General features: G+C 60.5%; 12 protein-coding genes and 1 tRNA gene. All 13 read right to left on the bottom strand.

Annotation, left to right across the window (positions count from 1 at the left end; genetic code table 11):
• Window positions 1-128: 128 nt before the first annotated feature.
• Window positions 129-1,958 carry a S9 family peptidase gene (locus CRX69_RS24515; RefSeq protein WP_107323008.1) on the bottom strand — a complete coding sequence of 610 codons (1,830 nt, stop codon included), beginning with the start codon at window positions 1,956-1,958 and terminating at the stop codon, window positions 129-131.
• On the bottom strand, window positions 1,924-3,093 hold the full coding sequence (gene pqqE / locus CRX69_RS24510; RefSeq protein WP_107323007.1) for a pyrroloquinoline quinone biosynthesis protein PqqE: 1,170 nt from the start codon (window positions 3,091-3,093) through the stop codon (window positions 1,924-1,926). The genes CRX69_RS24515 and pqqE overlap by 35 nt, the downstream gene beginning before the upstream one ends.
• The gene (pqqD, locus tag CRX69_RS24505; protein ID WP_107323006.1) at window positions 3,065-3,340 is read right to left on the bottom strand and encodes a pyrroloquinoline quinone biosynthesis peptide chaperone PqqD; all 276 of its coding nucleotides are present in this window, start codon (window positions 3,338-3,340) and stop codon (window positions 3,065-3,067) included. Before pqqD ends, pqqE begins: the two co-directional genes overlap by 29 nt.
• On the bottom strand, window positions 3,337-4,089 hold the full coding sequence (gene pqqC / locus CRX69_RS24500; RefSeq protein WP_047228105.1) for a pyrroloquinoline-quinone synthase PqqC: 753 nt from the start codon (window positions 4,087-4,089) through the stop codon (window positions 3,337-3,339). The genes pqqD and pqqC overlap by 4 nt, the downstream gene beginning before the upstream one ends.
• Window positions 4,090-4,300: 211 nt before the next feature.
• Window positions 4,301-5,212 carry a pyrroloquinoline quinone biosynthesis protein PqqB gene (pqqB, locus tag CRX69_RS24495; protein WP_076383425.1) on the bottom strand — a complete coding sequence of 304 codons (912 nt, stop codon included), beginning with the start codon at window positions 5,210-5,212 and terminating at the stop codon, window positions 4,301-4,303.
• 81 nt (window positions 5,213-5,293) lie between these two features.
• A complete protein-coding gene (gene pqqA, locus CRX69_RS24490) occupies window positions 5,294-5,368 on the bottom strand; it encodes a pyrroloquinoline quinone precursor peptide PqqA (RefSeq protein WP_003177660.1) in 75 nt (24 codons plus the stop codon).
• Between the two features lie 171 nt (window positions 5,369-5,539).
• A complete protein-coding gene (gene pqqF, locus CRX69_RS24485) occupies window positions 5,540-7,978 on the bottom strand; it encodes a pyrroloquinoline quinone biosynthesis protein PqqF (RefSeq protein WP_107323005.1) in 2,439 nt (812 codons plus the stop codon).
• 55 nt (window positions 7,979-8,033) lie between these two features.
• On the bottom strand, window positions 8,034-8,828 hold the full coding sequence (locus tag CRX69_RS24480) for a carbon-nitrogen hydrolase family protein (protein ID WP_107323004.1): 795 nt from the start codon (window positions 8,826-8,828) through the stop codon (window positions 8,034-8,036).
• A 12-nt stretch (window positions 8,829-8,840) separates the two neighbouring features.
• Window positions 8,841-10,523, bottom strand: coding sequence for a flavin monoamine oxidase family protein (locus CRX69_RS24475; protein WP_107323003.1), 1,683 nt, complete (start codon window positions 10,521-10,523; stop codon window positions 8,841-8,843).
• 273 nt (window positions 10,524-10,796) lie between these two features.
• On the bottom strand, window positions 10,797-11,258 hold the full coding sequence (locus CRX69_RS24470) for an Lrp/AsnC family transcriptional regulator (protein WP_024779396.1): 462 nt from the start codon (window positions 11,256-11,258) through the stop codon (window positions 10,797-10,799).
• A gap of 199 nt (window positions 11,259-11,457) precedes the next feature.
• Complete coding sequence (locus tag CRX69_RS24465; protein WP_107323002.1) at window positions 11,458-12,888, bottom strand: alanine/glycine:cation symporter family protein; 1,431 nt, start codon at window positions 12,886-12,888, stop codon at window positions 11,458-11,460.
• 478 nt (window positions 12,889-13,366) lie between these two features.
• Window positions 13,367-13,443 (bottom strand) — tRNA-Ile (locus CRX69_RS24460).
• A 15-nt stretch (window positions 13,444-13,458) separates the two neighbouring features.
• A complete protein-coding gene (locus CRX69_RS24455; protein WP_047228084.1) occupies window positions 13,459-17,202 on the bottom strand; it encodes a bifunctional diguanylate cyclase/phosphodiesterase in 3,744 nt (1,247 codons plus the stop codon).
• Window positions 17,203-17,313: the final 111 nt, after the last annotated feature.

The following is a 17,313-nucleotide window of genomic DNA, read 5'->3' as shown; positions in this document are numbered from 1 at the left end:
TTGGTTTGCACAAATCCCCTGTGGGAGCGAGCCTGCTCGCGATAGCGGTAGATCCAGTCAAAATCTCCATGGACTGATCCACCGTTGTCGCGAGCAGGCTCGCTCCCACATTTGGTTTTGCATTTGCCCTATAGGGGGCCATCCATCACCCTGCGATAGAACAACCATTCATGTTCCAGCGCATGAGCCTGGTTGATCGCCTTGCGAAAGCCATGGCGCTCATCGGCGTAGTAATGCGCTTCTACCGCGATGCCGTTGTTCTGCAATGCCTCGACCATATCGCGTGTCTGCTGCGGCACGACCACGGCATCCAGTTCACCCTGGAAAAATATCACCGGGGTGCGGATCTGATCAGCGTGCAGCAGTGGCGTGCGGTCCCGGTAGCGTTCGGCGTCCTGTTGCGGGTCGCCGATCAGCCAGTCCAGATAATCGCCTTCGAATTTGTGCGTGGCCTGGCCCAGGGCGACGGGGTCGCTGACACCATAGAGACTGGCGCCGGCGCGGAACACGTCATGGAACGCCAGGGCGCAAAGGGTCGTGTAGCCGCCAGCACTGCCGCCACGAATGAACGCGCAACGACCATTGATCAAGCCTTGTTCCTCAAGGTACGTGACCACCGCGCAGGCATCCTTGACGTCCACCACCCCCCAATTCAAATACAGCGCCTGTCGATAGGCCCGGCCATAACCGCTGCTGCCGCGGTAATTGAGATCGGCTACGGCAAAGCCGCGCTGGGTCCAGTACTGGATGCGCGGATCAAAGATGGGATAACACGCCGAGGTCGGTCCGCCATGGATGAACACCACCAATGGCGGCTTCTCTTCGGCGTTCATGGCCGGGTAAAAGAACCCATGGGCTTGGCTGGAAGCCGAGGGATAGCGCAGGGTCCGGGGGCGACTGATGTGTTCGACGGGCAACGGCGCAACGCCACCGGCGAGCACCACCACTGCATGGTTTTGCCGCTCAATGGCTATCACCGCCGACGGGCTGATTGGCGAAGCGGCGATGGCATAAATGAACCGCTCATCGAGTGCCAGGCTGCGAAAACGCGAATAGGAGCCGGTGAAATCCTCGGATACGCCGTCACTGCGGCAGAGGCCCAGTCGCCCGAACCCCGCCTCGGTCCAGCTCGCCAGGTAAGCGCTTTCGCCCAGCGGCAGCCAGGTACAGCCGCCCAGTTGCCAGGGTGCTGGGGCGTGATCGGCTTCGGCGGCGGGCAGTGGCTCCAGGTCGTCGGCGGATTCAATCCAGGGCTGCCAATAACCGCCACGATCGCTCAGGCAATAAAGGCGACCGCAATCATCAAAACGCGGTTGCTGAATAGACTCCTCGTGACCGCTGCCCGCGACGCAACGCGGCTCATTCCAGGCGCCAGCGTTGCGCTCGGCCAGCATCAGTCTCGTTGACGTCCACGGTTGATGGGGGCGGCTCCACTCAATCCAGGCCAGTCGTCGACCATCCGGACTCAAGGTCGGCGCGGCGTAGAAGTCCGCACCTTCGGCCAGCAGATGTCGTTGATGATCTGCCAGGCCGATCGAGACCAGGCGATGCTGATTGGCCTGCTCCTCCACCGCCAGCACCTGGCCGCAAGCGAAGTGAAGATCGCCATATCGACAATCACTTGAGGTCAGCGCCACGGGCTGTTCGCCGGCCAGCGACTGGTGATACACCTGCTGATCGGCCTCATTGACGAACAGCACACCGTCGTCGCTCAGGCAGAACGAACCGCCGCCGTATTCATAAACCCGGCTGCGGACACTGAACCCGTCCGGGGTCAGGCATCGGGCCTTGGCATCCTGCCAATGCCAGATCCGGCAGGCACCGTCTTCGGGACGGTATTGATTCCAGAACAGTCCAAGGGGCCCGGCTTGCAGCTCAGCAAAGTCGATGCCTGCCGCAACGGCCTGGGCTGCGCTGAAAGAATCAGCCTTTGGCGATGAGGCGTGAGTTTCGTTCATTGCGAAAGGCCAGTTGTTCAATCGTCTGAGTGGCATGCTCGGCGTCTTCCCGAGCCTGAAGAATCATCCCGTGATGCTCGGATTTGCTGCACACCGGGTCGGCATTGCTCGCATCGCCCGTGAGCATGAACGCCTGGCAGCGACAGCCGCCGAAGTCCTTTTCTTTTTCATCACACGAGCGGCACGGCTCGGGCATCCAGTCATAGCCGCGAAAACGATTGAAGCCGAACGAGTCGTACCAGATGTGCTGCATGCTGTGGTCACGCACGTTGGGAAATTGCACGGGCATCTGACGGGCGCCGTGACAGGGCAATGCAGTGCCGTCCGGCGTGACGGTCAGGAAAATGCTGCCCCAGCCGTTCATGCAGGCCTTGGGGCGTTCTTCATAATAGTCCGGGGTGACGAAGATCAACTTGCACGGATGCCCTTGGGCTTCCAGTTTGGCGCGGTATTCGTTGGTGATACGTTCGGCACGCACCAGTTGTTCCCGGGTGGGCAGCAGGCCGACGCGGTTGAGCTGTGCCCAACCGTAGAACTGGCAGGTGGCGAGTTCGACGAAGTCGGCTTCAAGGGCGATGCACAGCTCGATAATGCGGTCGATCTTGTCGATGTTGTGTCGATGGGTGACGAAGTTCAGCACCATCGGATAGCCGTGGGCCTTGACCGCCCGGGCCATTTCCAGTTTTTGCGCGAAGGCTTTCTTTGAACCGGCCAGCAGGTTGTTCACCTGTTCGTCGCTGGCCTGGAAACTGATCTGGATGTGGTCGAGGCCGGCCTTTTTGAAATCGCTGATTTTCTGCTCGGTCAAGCCGATGCCAGAGGTGATCAGGTTGGTGTAGAAACCCAGCCTGCGCGCCTCGGCGATCAGTTCGGCCAGGTCCTGGCGCACCAGCGGCTCGCCGCCGGAAAAGCCCAATTGCGCGGCGCCCATCTCACGCGCCTCGCGAAACACCTTGAACCACTGCTCGGTACTCAGCTCCTTGCCCTGTTCGGCGAAGTCCAGCGGATTGGAGCAGTACGGGCATTGCAACGGGCAACGGTAGGTCAGCTCGGCCAGCAGCCACAGCGGCAGGCCGACTTCAGGCTTGGGCGGCAGGCTTGTGGTGTCAGACAAGTTCGATCCAATGCTCTGCACGGGCGACCTCCATGAATTGCTCGATGTCGTCACCGAGTTCCGGCACGTCGGGGAACTGTCTGGCCAACTCGCCAATGATGGCGGCCACATCCCGTTCACCGTCGATCAGGCCGCCAATCAGCGAAGCGCTGTCGTTGAGCTTGATCATGCCTTCAGGATAGAGCAGCACGTGGCCCTTCTGTGCCGGCTCGTACTGGAAACGATAGCCGGGGCGCCAGCGTGGGGTCTTGCTGCGATCGAAACTCATAAGGTAATTCCTTTGTGCCACACCCGTTGCCCGGTCACGCTGTGATAGGGCGGGCGGTTCAATTCGTAGGCCATGCTCATGGCATCGAGCATGCTCCAGAGGATGTCCAGTTTGAACTGGAGAATCTCCAGCATGCGCTCCTGGCCTTCGCGGGTGGTGTAATGCTGCAAGGTAATTGCCAGGCCGTGCTCCACGTCACGCCGGGCCTGGCCCAGGCGGGTGCGGAAATATTCGTAGCCGGCGGGGTCGATCCAGGGGTAATGCTGCGGCCAGCTGTCCAGGCGCGACTGATGGATCTGCGGTGCGAACATTTCGGTCAGGGAGCTGCTGGCGGCTTCCTGCCAAGAGGCGCGGCGGGCGAAGTTGACGTAGGCATCCACCGCGAAGCGCACGCCCGGCAGCACCAGTTCCTGGGAGCGCAGTTGATCGGGATCCAGGCCAACCGCCTGACCCAGCCGCAACCAGGCTTCGATGCCGCCGTCTTCGCCGGGCGCGCCGTCATGGTCGAGCAGGCGCTGGATCCACTCGCGGCGGATTTCCCGGTCCGGGCAGTTGGCCAGGATCGCGGCATCCTTGAGCGGGATGTTCACCTGATAGTAAAAACGGTTCGCGACCCAGCCCTGGATCTGCTCGCGAGTGGCGCGGCCCTCATACATCGCCACGTGATACGGGTGATGAATGTGGTAATACGCACCCTTGGCGCGCAGGGCCGCTTCGAACTCGGCGGGGGACAGGGGGGTGTCAGTCATTGCGGTTCTCCGGGCAATTCCCGTGGATTCTGTGGCGTCAGGGTTGGCCCCATCGCGAGCAGGCTCGCTGCCACACTCGATCTGTAACGCATGAAATATCCGGTACGACTCAAACTTCTGTGGGGGCGAGCCTGCTCGCGATGGCTTCTCATCCGCCAGCAGCGATTGGCTGACACAGCGCACACCCACGCCCACAATCGTCGCGCCCGTCCTACAACTCAATACTCATTCCGTCGTAAGCCACTTCAATCTTTCGACGTACAAGCTCGGCCCGCTCGGGCGAGTCTTCATCAAGGATCGGGTTGGTATTGTTGATATGAATAAGGACCTTGCGCGGCTCGGGCAGTTGCTCCAGCACTTCGATCATCCCGCCAGGCCCGTTCTGTGCCAGATGGCCCATCTCGCGGCCAGTGCGGCTGCCGACGCCACGACGCTGCATTTCATCGTCGTCCCACATCGTGCCGTCCACCAACAGGCAATCGCTGCCGGCCATGATCTCCAGCAAAGGCTCGTCGACTTTGCCCAGGCCAGGGGCGTAAAACAGCTTGCCGCCGGTGCGCAGGTCTTCGACGATCAGGCCGATGTTGTCGCCTGGGTGCGGATCGAAGCGGTGCGGTGAATAGGGCGGCGCGGCGCTGCGCAGCGGCAGGGGAGTGAAGCGCAGGTTCGGGCAGGCCGGGATGGTGAACGGCTGGTCGAGTTCGATGCGGTTCCAGCTCAGCCCGCCGTTCCAGTGGGTCAGCATGTTGAACAGCGGAAAACCCGTGCTCAGGTCTTCATGGACCATGTCGGTGCACCAGACTTGATGCGGGCAGCCTTCGCGCAGGCTGAGCAGGCCGGTGGTGTGGTCGATCTGGCTGTCCATCAGAATGATGGCGCCGATACCGGTGTCCCGCAGTGCCCGACCCGGTTGCATCGGGGCGAATCCTTGGAGCTGGGCGCGAATGTCCGGGGAGGCATTGCACAGCACCCAGTTCACGCCATCATCGGAAATCGCGATGGACGACTGAGTGCGTGCCTGGGCTCGCAGGCTGCCGTTGCGAAAACCTGCGCAATTGGCGCAGTTGCAATTCCACTGGGGGAAACCGCCGCCGGCGGCGGAACCTAGAATCTGGACAAACATGGCCGCTCCATCTGCAAACCGAAATAAAAAACGCCCCGGCTGACCGAGGCGTTGTGCTGCGCGTTCAACCGCCTGCAGCAATCAACGGCTGGCGAAGTACATGGTGACTTCGAAACCGATACGCAGGTCGATATATGCGGGTTTGGACCAAGACATGGAAATACTCCTTTAGGTGGGATGCTGTAATCAGGATGGGTCGGTTGAGACCTATACATATAGTCCACCTCCGAAGGGAGATGTTCAGATGCTTAGGCGGCTATGTTACTAAATCTGACATATTCGTTGGCCGCAATTCTCCAAGAAAGCTCATTGCACAGACTGTAATGATCACGGCACCGCGTGCCAGGGCTCTCCAGGGCAGGCTCCATTGGTCAGGCAGTAGCGTGCACTTTCGGCGCTAGTCAGATGCCCCACGGCGTCCATCAGCTGTTCTCGATTCACACGCATGATGGCGTCGGGCAATTGCTCTAGATAATCCGACGGATGGCCAGCGAGTTTGCCCTGCCAGAGCAGTTCGGCCGCTTGGGTGCAGGGTAGGGCGGCGCTCTGGAACTGGGCGGCGAGGGCCTGCTGCTGACTGGCCAGCGTCGAATCGTCGAGCTGCTGGAGACGGTCCGGCAGGCCGCTCAGGAACTGGTCGATATGGGCGATCAACTGGGCCGCCGAGGCGCTGGGTGATTGGACACCGAACAACAAACCGGTCTGCCCATCGATCTGCTTCACACCGCTGAACACTGCGTAACCCAACTGCAACTCGACCCGCAGGCGCTGGTAAAACGCTGTTTGACACAGCTGTGCCAGCAACCGCCATGCGGCTTCGTCGTGCAGGGCTCGGGTAGGCGTGGGACAAAACAACAACACGGCCTGTTCGTCGCCGTGGGTCTGAAGGGTGTGCCAGATCGGCTGCCGGCAAGGGGAGGTCGGTTGGGCTTGCTGGCCGGCAATGCCGGGCACCCGGGCCAGCACCGGGCCCATTGCTCCCTGGGTGGCGGCCGAGAGACCGATGGCCAGTGCGTCCCAATGCGCCGTCGTCCACACGCTGTTGTCGCGATCAGGCAGCGCCAAGGCTGACGATGGGGAGTTTTGCTGGCAATGAATCGGCAGCTCCTTCAACAGGTGTCGAATCGGTATCAGCGCAGGTTCGCTCTTCGCTGGCGCCGGCGGCAGTGGTTGTCCCAGCTTCGTCAGGATGTGCTTGAGCACCAAGGGCATCGGTGCCTGCACGCCAATCAGCTTCAGCAGCCATTGGTCGGCGCAGGGCTCAAAGGTGACTTCCACGCCGGCCTGCTGCGCATCTTCACGCAGATCCTGCAGATGCCGATCAAGCCTGGCCGGGAGGTCGAGCGGGGGCAGCGTCGCCAGGCGCCAGCGCAGATACACCGCGCCTTGCGAGGTGTTGTCCGCCAGCCCTTGGCTGAACTGCATGGGGGAACGTTCCCGCCGGCCCCGGGAGCGGTCCTGGGCGAAGGTGCGCAGACCGCGATGGGCGCTGGTCTGGCCGCGTATCAAGCCGGTACGGGGTGGTTCGCTTGCCGTTTGCAGGAACGGGTTGGGCGCGGGCAGTTGCCATCGCCCGGTGATGTTATCCGCCGGGTGCAATTGCTTGAGAACTTCCCTGAGCCGCGACAGATCGTTTTCCGACAGTTGAACAGCGCGTTCTTCATTGTCCCAACGGGCCAGTTGCAACGCCGTCGCGGTCTCCTGCCGACGTTGCAGGCGGGCGCTGAACTCATCGCGCAAGGGCGCCCAGTCGTCCTGGGCGGCGAAAAATCCCAACCAATCGTGCAGCAATGGCTGAATGTCGTTCAGTGCGTGATCGTTGTCGAGTTTGAACTCGATGTGCAACAGCGCCTGCTCGGCAAACTCGTACAGCGCCGATGCCTTGAGACTGTCAGCCAGACCGCGTTGACGCAAGGTGGCGAGCAGGCCGCCCGGTTTGCTGTTGTTCAGCCATGTGCAGAGAAAATCCATGGCTTGCGGCGAGGCGACGGGCAAACCTTCGAAGGCATACAGCAGATCGAGACGTCCTGGGCTGACCTGTTGATAACCGGCCTGGTGCGATGCCATCAGCTCCGGCGCTGGCTGTCGGGTGACCGCTTCACCCGCAGGCACATCGCCGCTGAACTGCTCGGCCAGTGCCTTCAAGGCTTCGATGCTTTGCGGGCCTGCCAGACTCAGCGTCATTTGGCCGCTCTGGTAGAACCTTCGATAAAAGTCTTGCAGTGCCATTTGGAACTCGGCCCGCTGCACCGCGAGGCTGTCGCGATTACCCGCATGGAAACCTCGCAGTGGATGAGCTGCGGACAGTCCTTCGTGCAGGGCCACTTGTCGCTGGGCCGTGGGGTCCTGAGACCAGGCGATGAATTCCGCGTGCAGCACTTCTCGCTCGCGCAATTGGACGGTTTCATCCAGGCGCGGATGGGAGAGCATGTCCCCGAGTCGCTCCAGACCGCCGGCAAAGGCAGCCGGTGGTAATTCGAAGAAGAAATCGGTGGTGCGATCGCTGGTGCGGGCATTGACCTGGCCGCCATGCCGTTGCACGTAGGTCATCAGGTTCTGCTCTGTGGGAAACCGCTCAGTGCCGAGGAAGAAAAGATGTTCGAGCAAGTGCGCCAGTCCCGGCCAGGCGAGCGGCGCATCATGGCTGCCGACCGCCACCCGCAGCACCGCAGCGCTGCGCTTGAGGCCGGGGACATGGCGCAATGTCACTCGCAAGCCGTTGGCCAGGGTTTCAGTGTGGGGGCAGAAGGAATCGACGGCCGACATGAGCGTTTCCAGAACAGAGAAGCGCTCATGCTAGCGGATTAGGGAGCGTTCTCAATCAGTGTTTGTTCAAGTCGTCGTAAAGCTCAGGGCGGCGGTCATGCAGGTAGTTGTAGGCTGCACGGCAATCCTCAATCAGGTGCCGATCCAGTTCCCCCACAATCAAGGCCTCGTCCAGCCCGGCAAGGGCAGGGCGGCTGCCATCCGGGGCGGCGATGCTGCTTTGCCCGCAGTACTGCAATTCACCTTCATGACCGCAATAGTTGGCGTAAGCCACAAAACACTGGTTCTCGATGGCCCGGGCGCGCACGGTGACATCGGCGATGAACTCATAGGGCTGCATGTTGGCGGTGGGCACCAGGATCAGTTCGGCGCCGGCCAGGGCCAGGCGCCGGGCGTTTTCCGGAAACTCCAGGTCATAGCAGATCAGAAAGCCGAGCTTCCAGCCGTTAAGCTCGACGATGGGCAGCTCGCTATCGCCAGCGCTGAACATCGCGTGGTCCAGATCGCCAAACAGGTGACTCTTTCGATAATTTGCCAGGCGTTCGCCGTGGGCGTCGATCAGTTGCACCGCGTTGTAAATCTGCCCATCTTCGCTGCGTTCCGGGTAGCCATAGGCGATCGCCAGACTGGCCGCCTTGGCGATGCGAGCGATCTGCTGCGCCCATTCGCCGTTGTAGACCTCGGCCAATACATTCACCGCGTCGACGCCAATGTTGTAGCCGGTCAGGAACATTTCCGGCAACACCAACACATCGGCGCCCCTGGCCTCCAGCGCCACCTGATGCAGGCGTTGCAGGTTGGCGGCCGGGTCCAGCGGCAGCGGTGAACATTGGTAAAGGGCTACACGCATCAAAAACTCCTTTTATTCGGGCAGGGCGATCGGACCGATTTCGTCGAACACATCACCTGGCCCCGGGTTCTCGGGGTGAGTTTCACCGCCGAAGTGCTTCATGATTCCCCACACGGCATTGAGTGAGGTTTGTACCGCGCCCTCAACCCAGGCCGGTGTCCATGAGACGTCATCGCCGGCGATAAAGATCCCTCGCTGTTCGGCCGGCATGTCGTCCTGCATGAAATGGGCGTACATGCGCTGGTTGTAGCGATAGTGGCCGGGCAGAGCACCTTTGAATGCGCCAAGGAAATGCGGGTCGGCTTCCCAGGACACGGTGATCGGATCGCCGATGATCCGTGCGGCGATGTCCACCTTGGGATAAATCTTCTTCAAAGCGTCGAGCGCCAGCTTCACGCGTTTTTCCACCGGATGGGGGAGCATTTTCAGCGCATCGCTCATCCACGAGTACGACAGGCAAATGACCCCCGGCTTGTCATCGCCATTGTCGAACAGATAGGTGCCACGGGTGAGGCGGTCGGTGAGGGTCATGCTCATCAGGTCGCGGCCGGTTTCCGGATCCTTGTCCTTCCAGAAGGGCCGGTCGACCATCACGAAAGTCTTCGACGATTGCATGTAGCGGGTGCGGTCCAGGGCCATCCACATTTTTTGCGAGAACAGCGCCTCTTCGCATTCGATCTGAGTGGTCAGCAGCCAGCTTTGGCAGGTGACCAGCACCGCGGCATATTCGCGGGTGTTGTCCCATACGTCGGTCACGCTGAACCGGCCATCGTCGGCACGCGCGATGCGCTTCACACCGCTGCGCGGGGCGCCCAGGTGCAACGAGTTGAGGCTGGTACCTTCTGGCCAGTGCGCGCAGCGCTCCGGCACATGCTTCCAGATGCCATGGGGCACCTGCTCGACGCCACCGACCACCAGATGCTGATGATCGTCGCAATTGGTCATCACCACGCGGAAAATTTCCAGCATCGAATTGGGAAAGTCCGAGTCCCAGCCGCCGGTGCCGAAACCCACCTGGCCGAACACTTCACGGTGCTGGAACGAGAGTTTGGCAAACGCCTTGGACGTGGCGACGAAGTCGTAGAAAGTGCGGTCGTCCCACAGGGGGACCAGGGTGTTCCACAGTTCCTTGAGGCGTGGCACGTCGCGGTCGCGAATCGCCTGCTGGATATCGCCGAAGCGCGACCCGTCCTCCAGCGCATCGGCCCAGGCGTCGGCCACTTCCTGGAACAATGCCGGCAGGTCGGCCAACTTTTGTGCGTAGTAGGTCTGGCCTTCCAGATCGATGACCGTGCTGCCCGAGGCCGGGGTCAAAGGGTTGGGAAACGGTTTGGTCTCCAGGCCCAGTTTGTCGACGTAGTGATAGAACGCCGTGGACGACACCGGAAACCGCATGCCCCCCAACTCGGCAACGACACCCTCGGCGCCGTTGAACGCTTGTGAGCGCAGGCGCCCACCCATCTTCGACGCTTCGTAGACCACCGGCTTGAGGCCCAGCTTCATCAACTCGTAGGCCGCCACCAGACCGGCGATCCCGGCACCGACAATCGCGACTTCTGCCCCGTGGTTGTGGGCGGGAATACTGCCCAGGCCGGCGGGATGCTCGATCCAGTCGTCAAAAGCGAAAGGAAAGTCCGGCCCGAAAATGGTGATGGGCTTCTTGCCGTCTGCTGGGTGGCGATTGTTTTTGTTCATGGCTGACCTTGATTGGGCGACTCGACGCGGCTTTCGCGTCTGAGTATAGGAAAGATGCCAGCCATTCTAGAGAGGGTGAAACACGTTAATAAGACGCAATGTGTCGTCGTTCTGGATTGTTATCAGTCATTTTGATGCGTGGGTTAGTCGTAATGACGAGTGTGAGCCTGGTGAGTATGGACCTTCTGGTGAAGGCGGTGGGCGGTTACTGGGGAGGCTGGTTGTGCTCGGGTTTTCGTGAGCAAGCCCGCTCTGACAGGTAAGTCGCACCCTCTAGACCGGCTGCCCCCGATCGATCTTGCTGCTGAGGATGATCGAAGTGGTGGTTTTCTCCACCCCATCGACACTGCCAATCTGATCCAGTAACTGATCCAGCTGCTCCGGTGAATCCGTGCGCAGCCAAGCCACATAGTCGAATTCGCCGCTGACCGCACACAGTTGCTGGACCTGGGCCATCGCACTCAAGCGCCGCAGCACGTCCTTGCCGGAGCGCGGTTGAACCTTGATGCCGACGTAAGCCTGTAACCCGCCGTCTATCACCCGCTGCCCCAGACGCACGCCGTACCCGGTGATGACCTTGGTTTTTTCCAGCCGCGCCAGCCGCGAAGTCACGGTGGTGCGGGCGATGCCCAATTGTCGGGCGAGCATGGCGACGCTTTCCCGGGCATTGATTTGCAGGGCGGCAATCAGTTGGCGGTCGATTTCGTCGAGGACGGGAGGGCGGGTGTCAGACAAGATGGGCTCCGGCGTGGATATCGGTGGCTGGCATGTTACAGGCTCCCATGCCTTTGCCACCTACTCCATTGGGATGCGCTCGGGAATGCCTGCCACCATGACGTTGGTCATGGTGGCAGTATCCGCAGATTTGACGATGCTGGCATCAGCCCGTTTCAGATGCGGCCACAGCCCAATCCAGGCTGCGACCGGGCCGGGATCATTTCCAGCGATTGGTATCCCATGCCTTGCGGTCGAGATCGAGGTCGGGGAAATTTGCCGGATCGAAGACCGGCCTTGCCACACCGGCTTTCAACTGCGCGCGGAAGTCGTTGATCACCCGTATCGCGGTAGGGAACAGCATCAAAATCGCAATCAGGTTCACCAGTGCCAGAATGCCCATCATCGGATCTGAGAAGAAGAACACCGAGGTGGCGTTCGGGGCCGCGGCGCCGAGGAAAATCAAGCCCAGGATAAACACGCGCAGCACCAGCAGGGCCGGTTTGGATTTGGTGATGGCCGCCAGTGCGTTCTCACCCAGATAGACGTTGTAGATGATGGACGAGAAGGCGAAGAGCAGGATCGCCAGAGTCAACGCGTAGCGCGACCACTCACCAAAATGGCTGGCCAGTGACTGTTGTGTCAGTACGACACCGTCGATACCTGTAGCACCGGCAACATAGACATCACCCAGCAGGATGATGAAAGCCGTGCACGAGCAAATCACGATCGTGTCGATGAAGACCGAGAACGATTGGGTGATGCCCTGGCTGACCGGGTGATGTACCAGCGCTGTGGCTGCAACGTTCGGTGCGGAACCAAGCCCGGCCTCGTTTGAGAACAGCCCGCGGCGCAAGCCTTGTGCAATCGCAGCCCCCATGCCACCGGCGATGGCTTCTTCATAGCCGAAGGCGCTAGAGACGATGCGTACGAAGAGCGCCGGAATTTCACCGATGTTCATCACGATGACGATCAGGGCAAGCGCCAGGTAACCCAGCGCCATGACGGGCACCACGACATCGGCCGCCTTGGCGATGCGCTTGATTCCACCAAAGATCACAAAACCGGTGACAAGCACCAGGAGTGCCCCGGTCACAAGGCGGCTGATCCCGAACGAATCCTGCATCGCGCCGGCCACAGTGTTGCCTTGGAAGGCATTGAAGCCAAGGCCGAAGGCTGCCAGCAGGCAGACTGCATAAACTATCGCCAGCCAGTTGTAGTTCGAGCCGAGGCCGTGCCGGATATAGTCGGCTGGGCCGCCACGGAAGGAGTGCTCCCCGTCGGTGCGCTTGTAGATCTGGGCAAGCGTACATTCGACGAGACTTGTCGCCATGCCGACGAGCGCGATGCACCACATCCAGAAAACCGCGCCGGGCCCACCGAGCGTGATCGCGACGGCTACACCGGCAATGTTTCCGCCGCCCACGCGGCCGCCCACGGATACGAGTAGCGCCTGTCGCGCGCTGAGGTTATTGGGGTCGCTGTTCTGGTTCTTCCCTGACAGCACGCGGAACATCCGGCCGAAGAATTCGAACTGGACGAAACCCGACATGATCGTGATGAACACTCCGAAGACCACGAGAATGGGTATGAGCGACCACCCCCACGTGAGGCTGTCGACATACCCAAACAGCGTTTGCAGGAATTCCATCTGTTTCTCCTATATTTCTTATTATCGGCGGAATCGCTCTCTTGAGCGTCCCGCGATCGGTTTATGCCTGGTTTTACATCCGATTTCGCGTCTCCGGACGTTTCGGTGCCGCCGATCGTTCCCGATCCGAAAACCCGCCATATGGCACCGTCGAGTCGTTCGAGGGCTAAACCGACCTTTATCGCTGGCAGTGGCCGGGCCCTGGCGGGCGCAACTGTACTACAGAGCGGTACTTTCGGCGCCCTGAGAGTTGTGCTTAATCAGCCTCAGGGGCTGCCCAATGTCTGTTCAGTTGAGTGCTACTGCCAGTTTGATCTTCTAAACGTCCGGTATAGGCGAAATTCACTATAGCTGGGCGGGTATACATCGCATGGATGACGTGCTTATTGCGCAGCGGTTGTTTATGAAGACCTTTGGCCAGTGCGCCCAGTCTCGCCGCTCAAAAACGCAAAAGCCGCGCAATGCGCGGCTTTGAGTATGGTGGGCCCACACGGACTCGAACCGTGGACCAAAGGATTATGAGTCCTCTGCTCTAACCAACTGAGCTATAGGCCCTCAGTAGGCCGCGGATTATAGCGACGGTTTCTCGGCTGTGCTATCCGAAAAATCCGATACGGTCATACGAAGAAACGTTGCGGCGAACTCTTCGGCGCACAGGGGCAGGCTGACGATGTAGCCCTGGATCTGTTCGCACCCTTCTTCAGCCAGGAATTGTTGTTGGGCCAGGGTCTCGACGCCTTCGGCGATGATGGTGAATTGCATACTGCGGCCCAGCGCGATGATTGCCCGCACGATGGCCACGTCGTGCGGGTCATCGGGCAGGCCACGGACGAAGGACTGGTCGATCTTGAGGAAGTCCAGTGGCAAACGCTTGAGATAGCTCAGGGAGGAGTAGCCGGTGCCGAAGTCGTCTATCGCCAGTTGCACACCGAGTTTTTTCAGCTGGTGCAGCACCGCGAGGGCTTCTTCGGCCTGGCTCATGATGAAGTTTTCGGTAATTTCCAGTTGCAACAAGCCGGGCTTGAGGTGGTGCTCACGCAGCAACTGTTCGATACGCCCCAGCAGGTTGGGTTGGCGCAATTGGGCTCCGGCAAGGTTGACCGACAGCGGGCCGAGGCTTTCGTAGGCGTCGTTCCATTCGGACAGTTGTCGACAGGCATGTTCCAGTACCCAGTCGCCAATCTGCAGGATCATGCCGTTTTCTTCGGCCAGCGGGATGAAATGCTCCGGCGGTACGTCGCCAAATGTGGGGTGGGTCCAGCGAATCAGCGCCTCGGCGCCCACCAGGCGATTGTCGGCAAGGCTGAATTTGGGTTGGAAGGACAACGATAATTCGTTGCGCTCGATGGCGCGTCGCAACTCGTGTTCCAGTGCCACCCGCTCACTGGCCTGGGCGGTGAGGTCGCGGGTGTAGCTTTCAACCCGGTTGCGGCCCTTGGCCTTGGAGCGGTACATCGCCGCGTCGGCATTCTTGACCAGCGTGGCGACGTCGCAGCCATCCTGTGGGTACAGGCTGGTGCCGATGCTGGCGCTGATGAAAAACTCATGTTCACCGGCCTGGAACGGTGCGGCAAAGCAATTCAACAGTTTTTGGGCAATGTGTTCGGCGTCGCTGGGTTGTTGCAGGCCTGGCAGCAGGATGATGAATTCGTCACCCCCCAGGCGCGCCACGGTATCGATATCGCGCAACTGCTCGCGCAGGCGCACGGCGATACCCTTGAGTAGCAGATCTCCCACCGGGTGTCCCAAGCTGTCATTGATGTGCTTGAAGCGGTCCAGGTCCAGGAACAGCACCGCACCCTGGCCGCCATCTTCCTGCTGGCTGTTGAGCGCCGTCAGTAATCGGCTTTCGAACAATGTGCGATTTGGCAGGCCGGTGAGCGGGTCGTGGTGCGCCTGGTAATCGAGTCGGGCCTGGGCGTGCTTGAGGCTGGAAATATCGGCAAAGACCGCAACGAAATGGGTGATTTCCCGATCCCGGTTACGCACCGCGCTGATGGTCAGCCAACTGGGATACAACTCGCCGTTTTTACGCCGGTTGGAAATCTCCCCCTGCCAGTGTCCCTCGGCGGTCAACTGGTGCCACATCGCGGCATAGAACGCACTGTCATGCAGGCCGGAAGCCAACAGCCGCGGCGTGTGACCCAAGGCTTCGGTTTCGCTATAGCCGGTGATCTCGCTGAAGGCGCGGTTCACCGCGCTGATGTGCTGTTGTGTATCGGTGATCAGCACGCCTTCGGCAGTGCTTTCGAACACGGTGGCTGCCTGTTGCAGTTTTTCCTGCATCAGGTGGCGTTCGGTGATGTCCCGGGCGATGGTCAGCATGCAGTCTTCGTTGCCGATGGGCAGAGGGCGGCTGGACACTTCGCAGAGCCTTATCTGCCCATCGTTACGGCGGATATGACATCTGAAGTCCCTGACATAACCGTCTCGTTGTAATTGGTCGAGCATCTGTTTGCGCTCATTGAGGTTGACCCAGATACCCAGGTCCAGGGTGGAACGGTCCACCGACAAGGCGCTATTGAAACCGGTAATACGGCTGAAGCCTTCGTTGACCTCAATCAGCAGGCCGTCGCTTTGCCGGGACAGTAGCAGGCCGTCGGGCGAGGCATGAAAGGCCTTGGCGAACTTCTCTTCGGAAGTCTGCAACTGCTGCTGTGTTTCCTTGAGCTGGCTGATATCACGGACTACCACGACCAGGGCTGGGGTGGTGTCGAGGTCGAAGGGTTCGGCCGAGATCAGCCCGGTGAACACCTGGCCATTGCTGCGACGGAAAGGCATCTCCAGATTGCGGATACTGCCGGCCTGTAATCGTTGCAGCAGGCCCGGGCCGACGTCCTGGATGCCCCAGATGTTCAGTTCGGTCGCGGTTTGGCCCACCACCTCTGCGGCGCTCAGGCCAATCTGCTCCTCGAAGGCTTTGTTGACCTCCAGCAGGCAACCGTCCATCAGGCGCGCTATCACCAGGATGTCCGGACATTGACGAAATACCGAGGCGAATTTTTGCTCGGAGAGGCGCAGCGCTTCCTCGGTGCGTTTGGCTTCGCTGATGTCGATCATCAGCCCGCGCATCACCGGTTCGTGGCCGTGTTCGATCAGGCTGACAATGTCGCGCACCCACAGGCAGCGGCCGTCAGCAGTGATCACGCGGTAATCAATGCAATGGTCCCGGCCCGCCAGCACTTCATGCTCACAATAGCTCTGGGCGCGGATCAGGTCGGCAGGATGAATGATGTTGCGCCAGAACCCTGGAATCAGCCAGTGGGAGAGGGGATAACCGAGTAGATCTTCGGCGTGAGGCGACACGTAGCTGTAGGTGAAGTCACTGACCCTTGCCTCCCAGGCAATTGCTGAAAGGCTCTCCACCAGCCCGCGGTAGTGGTATTCGCTGCTGCGCAGTTCTTGTTCCAGATCGACTCGTCGCGCGATCTCTGAGCTGAGGCGGCGATTGATGCGAATCACCGCCGCAAGGACACCGCTCAAGAGGAGCAGCGCCGGCAAGCCGTAAACCAGCAGGTCTGACCAGAACCTTCGGTAATCTCGGACATTGCCGACCCATTTCTCCTGGATTTCGCTGATCTGGGCCGGGCTCATGTCCGCTATCACCTTGTCCAGGATACCCACCAGTATCCTGTTCTCCCGGGGGACGCCCATGGCCAGTTGATAGCGATAGGGTGTTTCTCCGCTGACATAGAGCCCGTCAAGCTTGAGTTGGCGCAGGCTCCAGACACTGGAAGCCAGGTCGCCCACCACCGCATCCACTTTATCTGTGGCCAAGGCTTGCAAGGCTGAGCTGACATTGGGCAGCGCCACCAGATTCAGGTCTGGATGGTGGTTGCGCAACAGTTCGTGGGGCGCATAGTTTTCCACCACGGCGATTTTCAGCCCGTACAAATCCTCAAGGTTATGAGGTTCTGCACCGCCATGATGGGCCAGGATGACGATGGGGAAGTCCAGATATGGGCGGGTGAAGGCCAGGTAGTTCTGACGTTCGGGCGTGGACATGATGCCGGGTAAAAGATCGATTTTGCCCTGTGCGACCTGCTCCAGCACCATCGTCCAGCTGACGGGCTCGATAGGCGTGAGCGTGACAGCCAGCCGCTCGCGGATAACATCCACGTAGTCGGCGGCCAGGCCCTGATACCGCCCCTGATCGTCGCGAAATTCGAACGGTGGCCAGGAGGCGTCGACACCCAGGCGCAGGTCGGGGTGGTCCTTGAGCCAGCGGCGCTCTTCGTCGGTGAGCGTCAGCGCGCCAGCCGTTGCGGTCCAGCTCATCAATGACAGCAAAATCACGGCCGTCAGTCTGGGCATCACGGTCTCGTCATGGCTTGGGGAGGATGTTTCGAGTGTAGACGGGCAATAGGGCGGGGGGGCGTAGCGGGGGGATTTTATCTGCACATAACAAAACCCCCGGCAGGGCCG

This window comes from Pseudomonas rhizophila (assembly GCF_003033885.1).
In the GTDB taxonomy this organism is placed as follows: domain Bacteria; phylum Pseudomonadota; class Gammaproteobacteria; order Pseudomonadales; family Pseudomonadaceae; genus Aquipseudomonas; species Aquipseudomonas rhizophila.
The sequence above is the reverse complement of the archived record's forward strand: the minus strand, read 5'-3'. Positions and strand labels throughout refer to the sequence as shown.

What these genes read in the sequence shown, in the direction of transcription:
- CRX69_RS24515 (WP_107323008.1), bottom strand. Translation starts at nt 1,958, where the DNA reads ATGAACGAAACTCACGCCTCATCGCCAAAGGCTGATTCTTTCAGCGCA.
- pqqD (WP_107323006.1), bottom strand. Translation starts at nt 3,340, where the DNA reads ATGAGTTTCGATCGCAGCAAGACCCCACGCTGGCGCCCCGGCTATCGT.
- pqqC (WP_047228105.1), bottom strand. Translation starts at nt 4,089, where the DNA reads ATGACTGACACCCCCCTGTCCCCCGCCGAGTTCGAAGCGGCCCTGCGC.
- pqqB (WP_076383425.1), bottom strand. Translation starts at nt 5,212, where the DNA reads ATGTTTGTCCAGATTCTAGGTTCCGCCGCCGGCGGCGGTTTCCCCCAG.
- pqqF (WP_107323005.1), bottom strand. Translation starts at nt 7,978, where the DNA reads ATGTCGGCCGTCGATTCCTTCTGCCCCCACACTGAAACCCTGGCCAAC.
- CRX69_RS24480 (WP_107323004.1), bottom strand. Translation starts at nt 8,828, where the DNA reads ATGCGTGTAGCCCTTTACCAATGTTCACCGCTGCCGCTGGACCCGGCC.
- CRX69_RS24475 (WP_107323003.1), bottom strand. Translation starts at nt 10,523, where the DNA reads ATGAACAAAAACAATCGCCACCCAGCAGACGGCAAGAAGCCCATCACC.
- CRX69_RS24465 (WP_107323002.1), bottom strand. Translation starts at nt 12,888, where the DNA reads ATGGAATTCCTGCAAACGCTGTTTGGGTATGTCGACAGCCTCACGTGG.
- CRX69_RS24455 (WP_047228084.1), bottom strand. Translation starts at nt 17,202, where the DNA reads ATGCCCAGACTGACGGCCGTGATTTTGCTGTCATTGATGAGCTGGACC.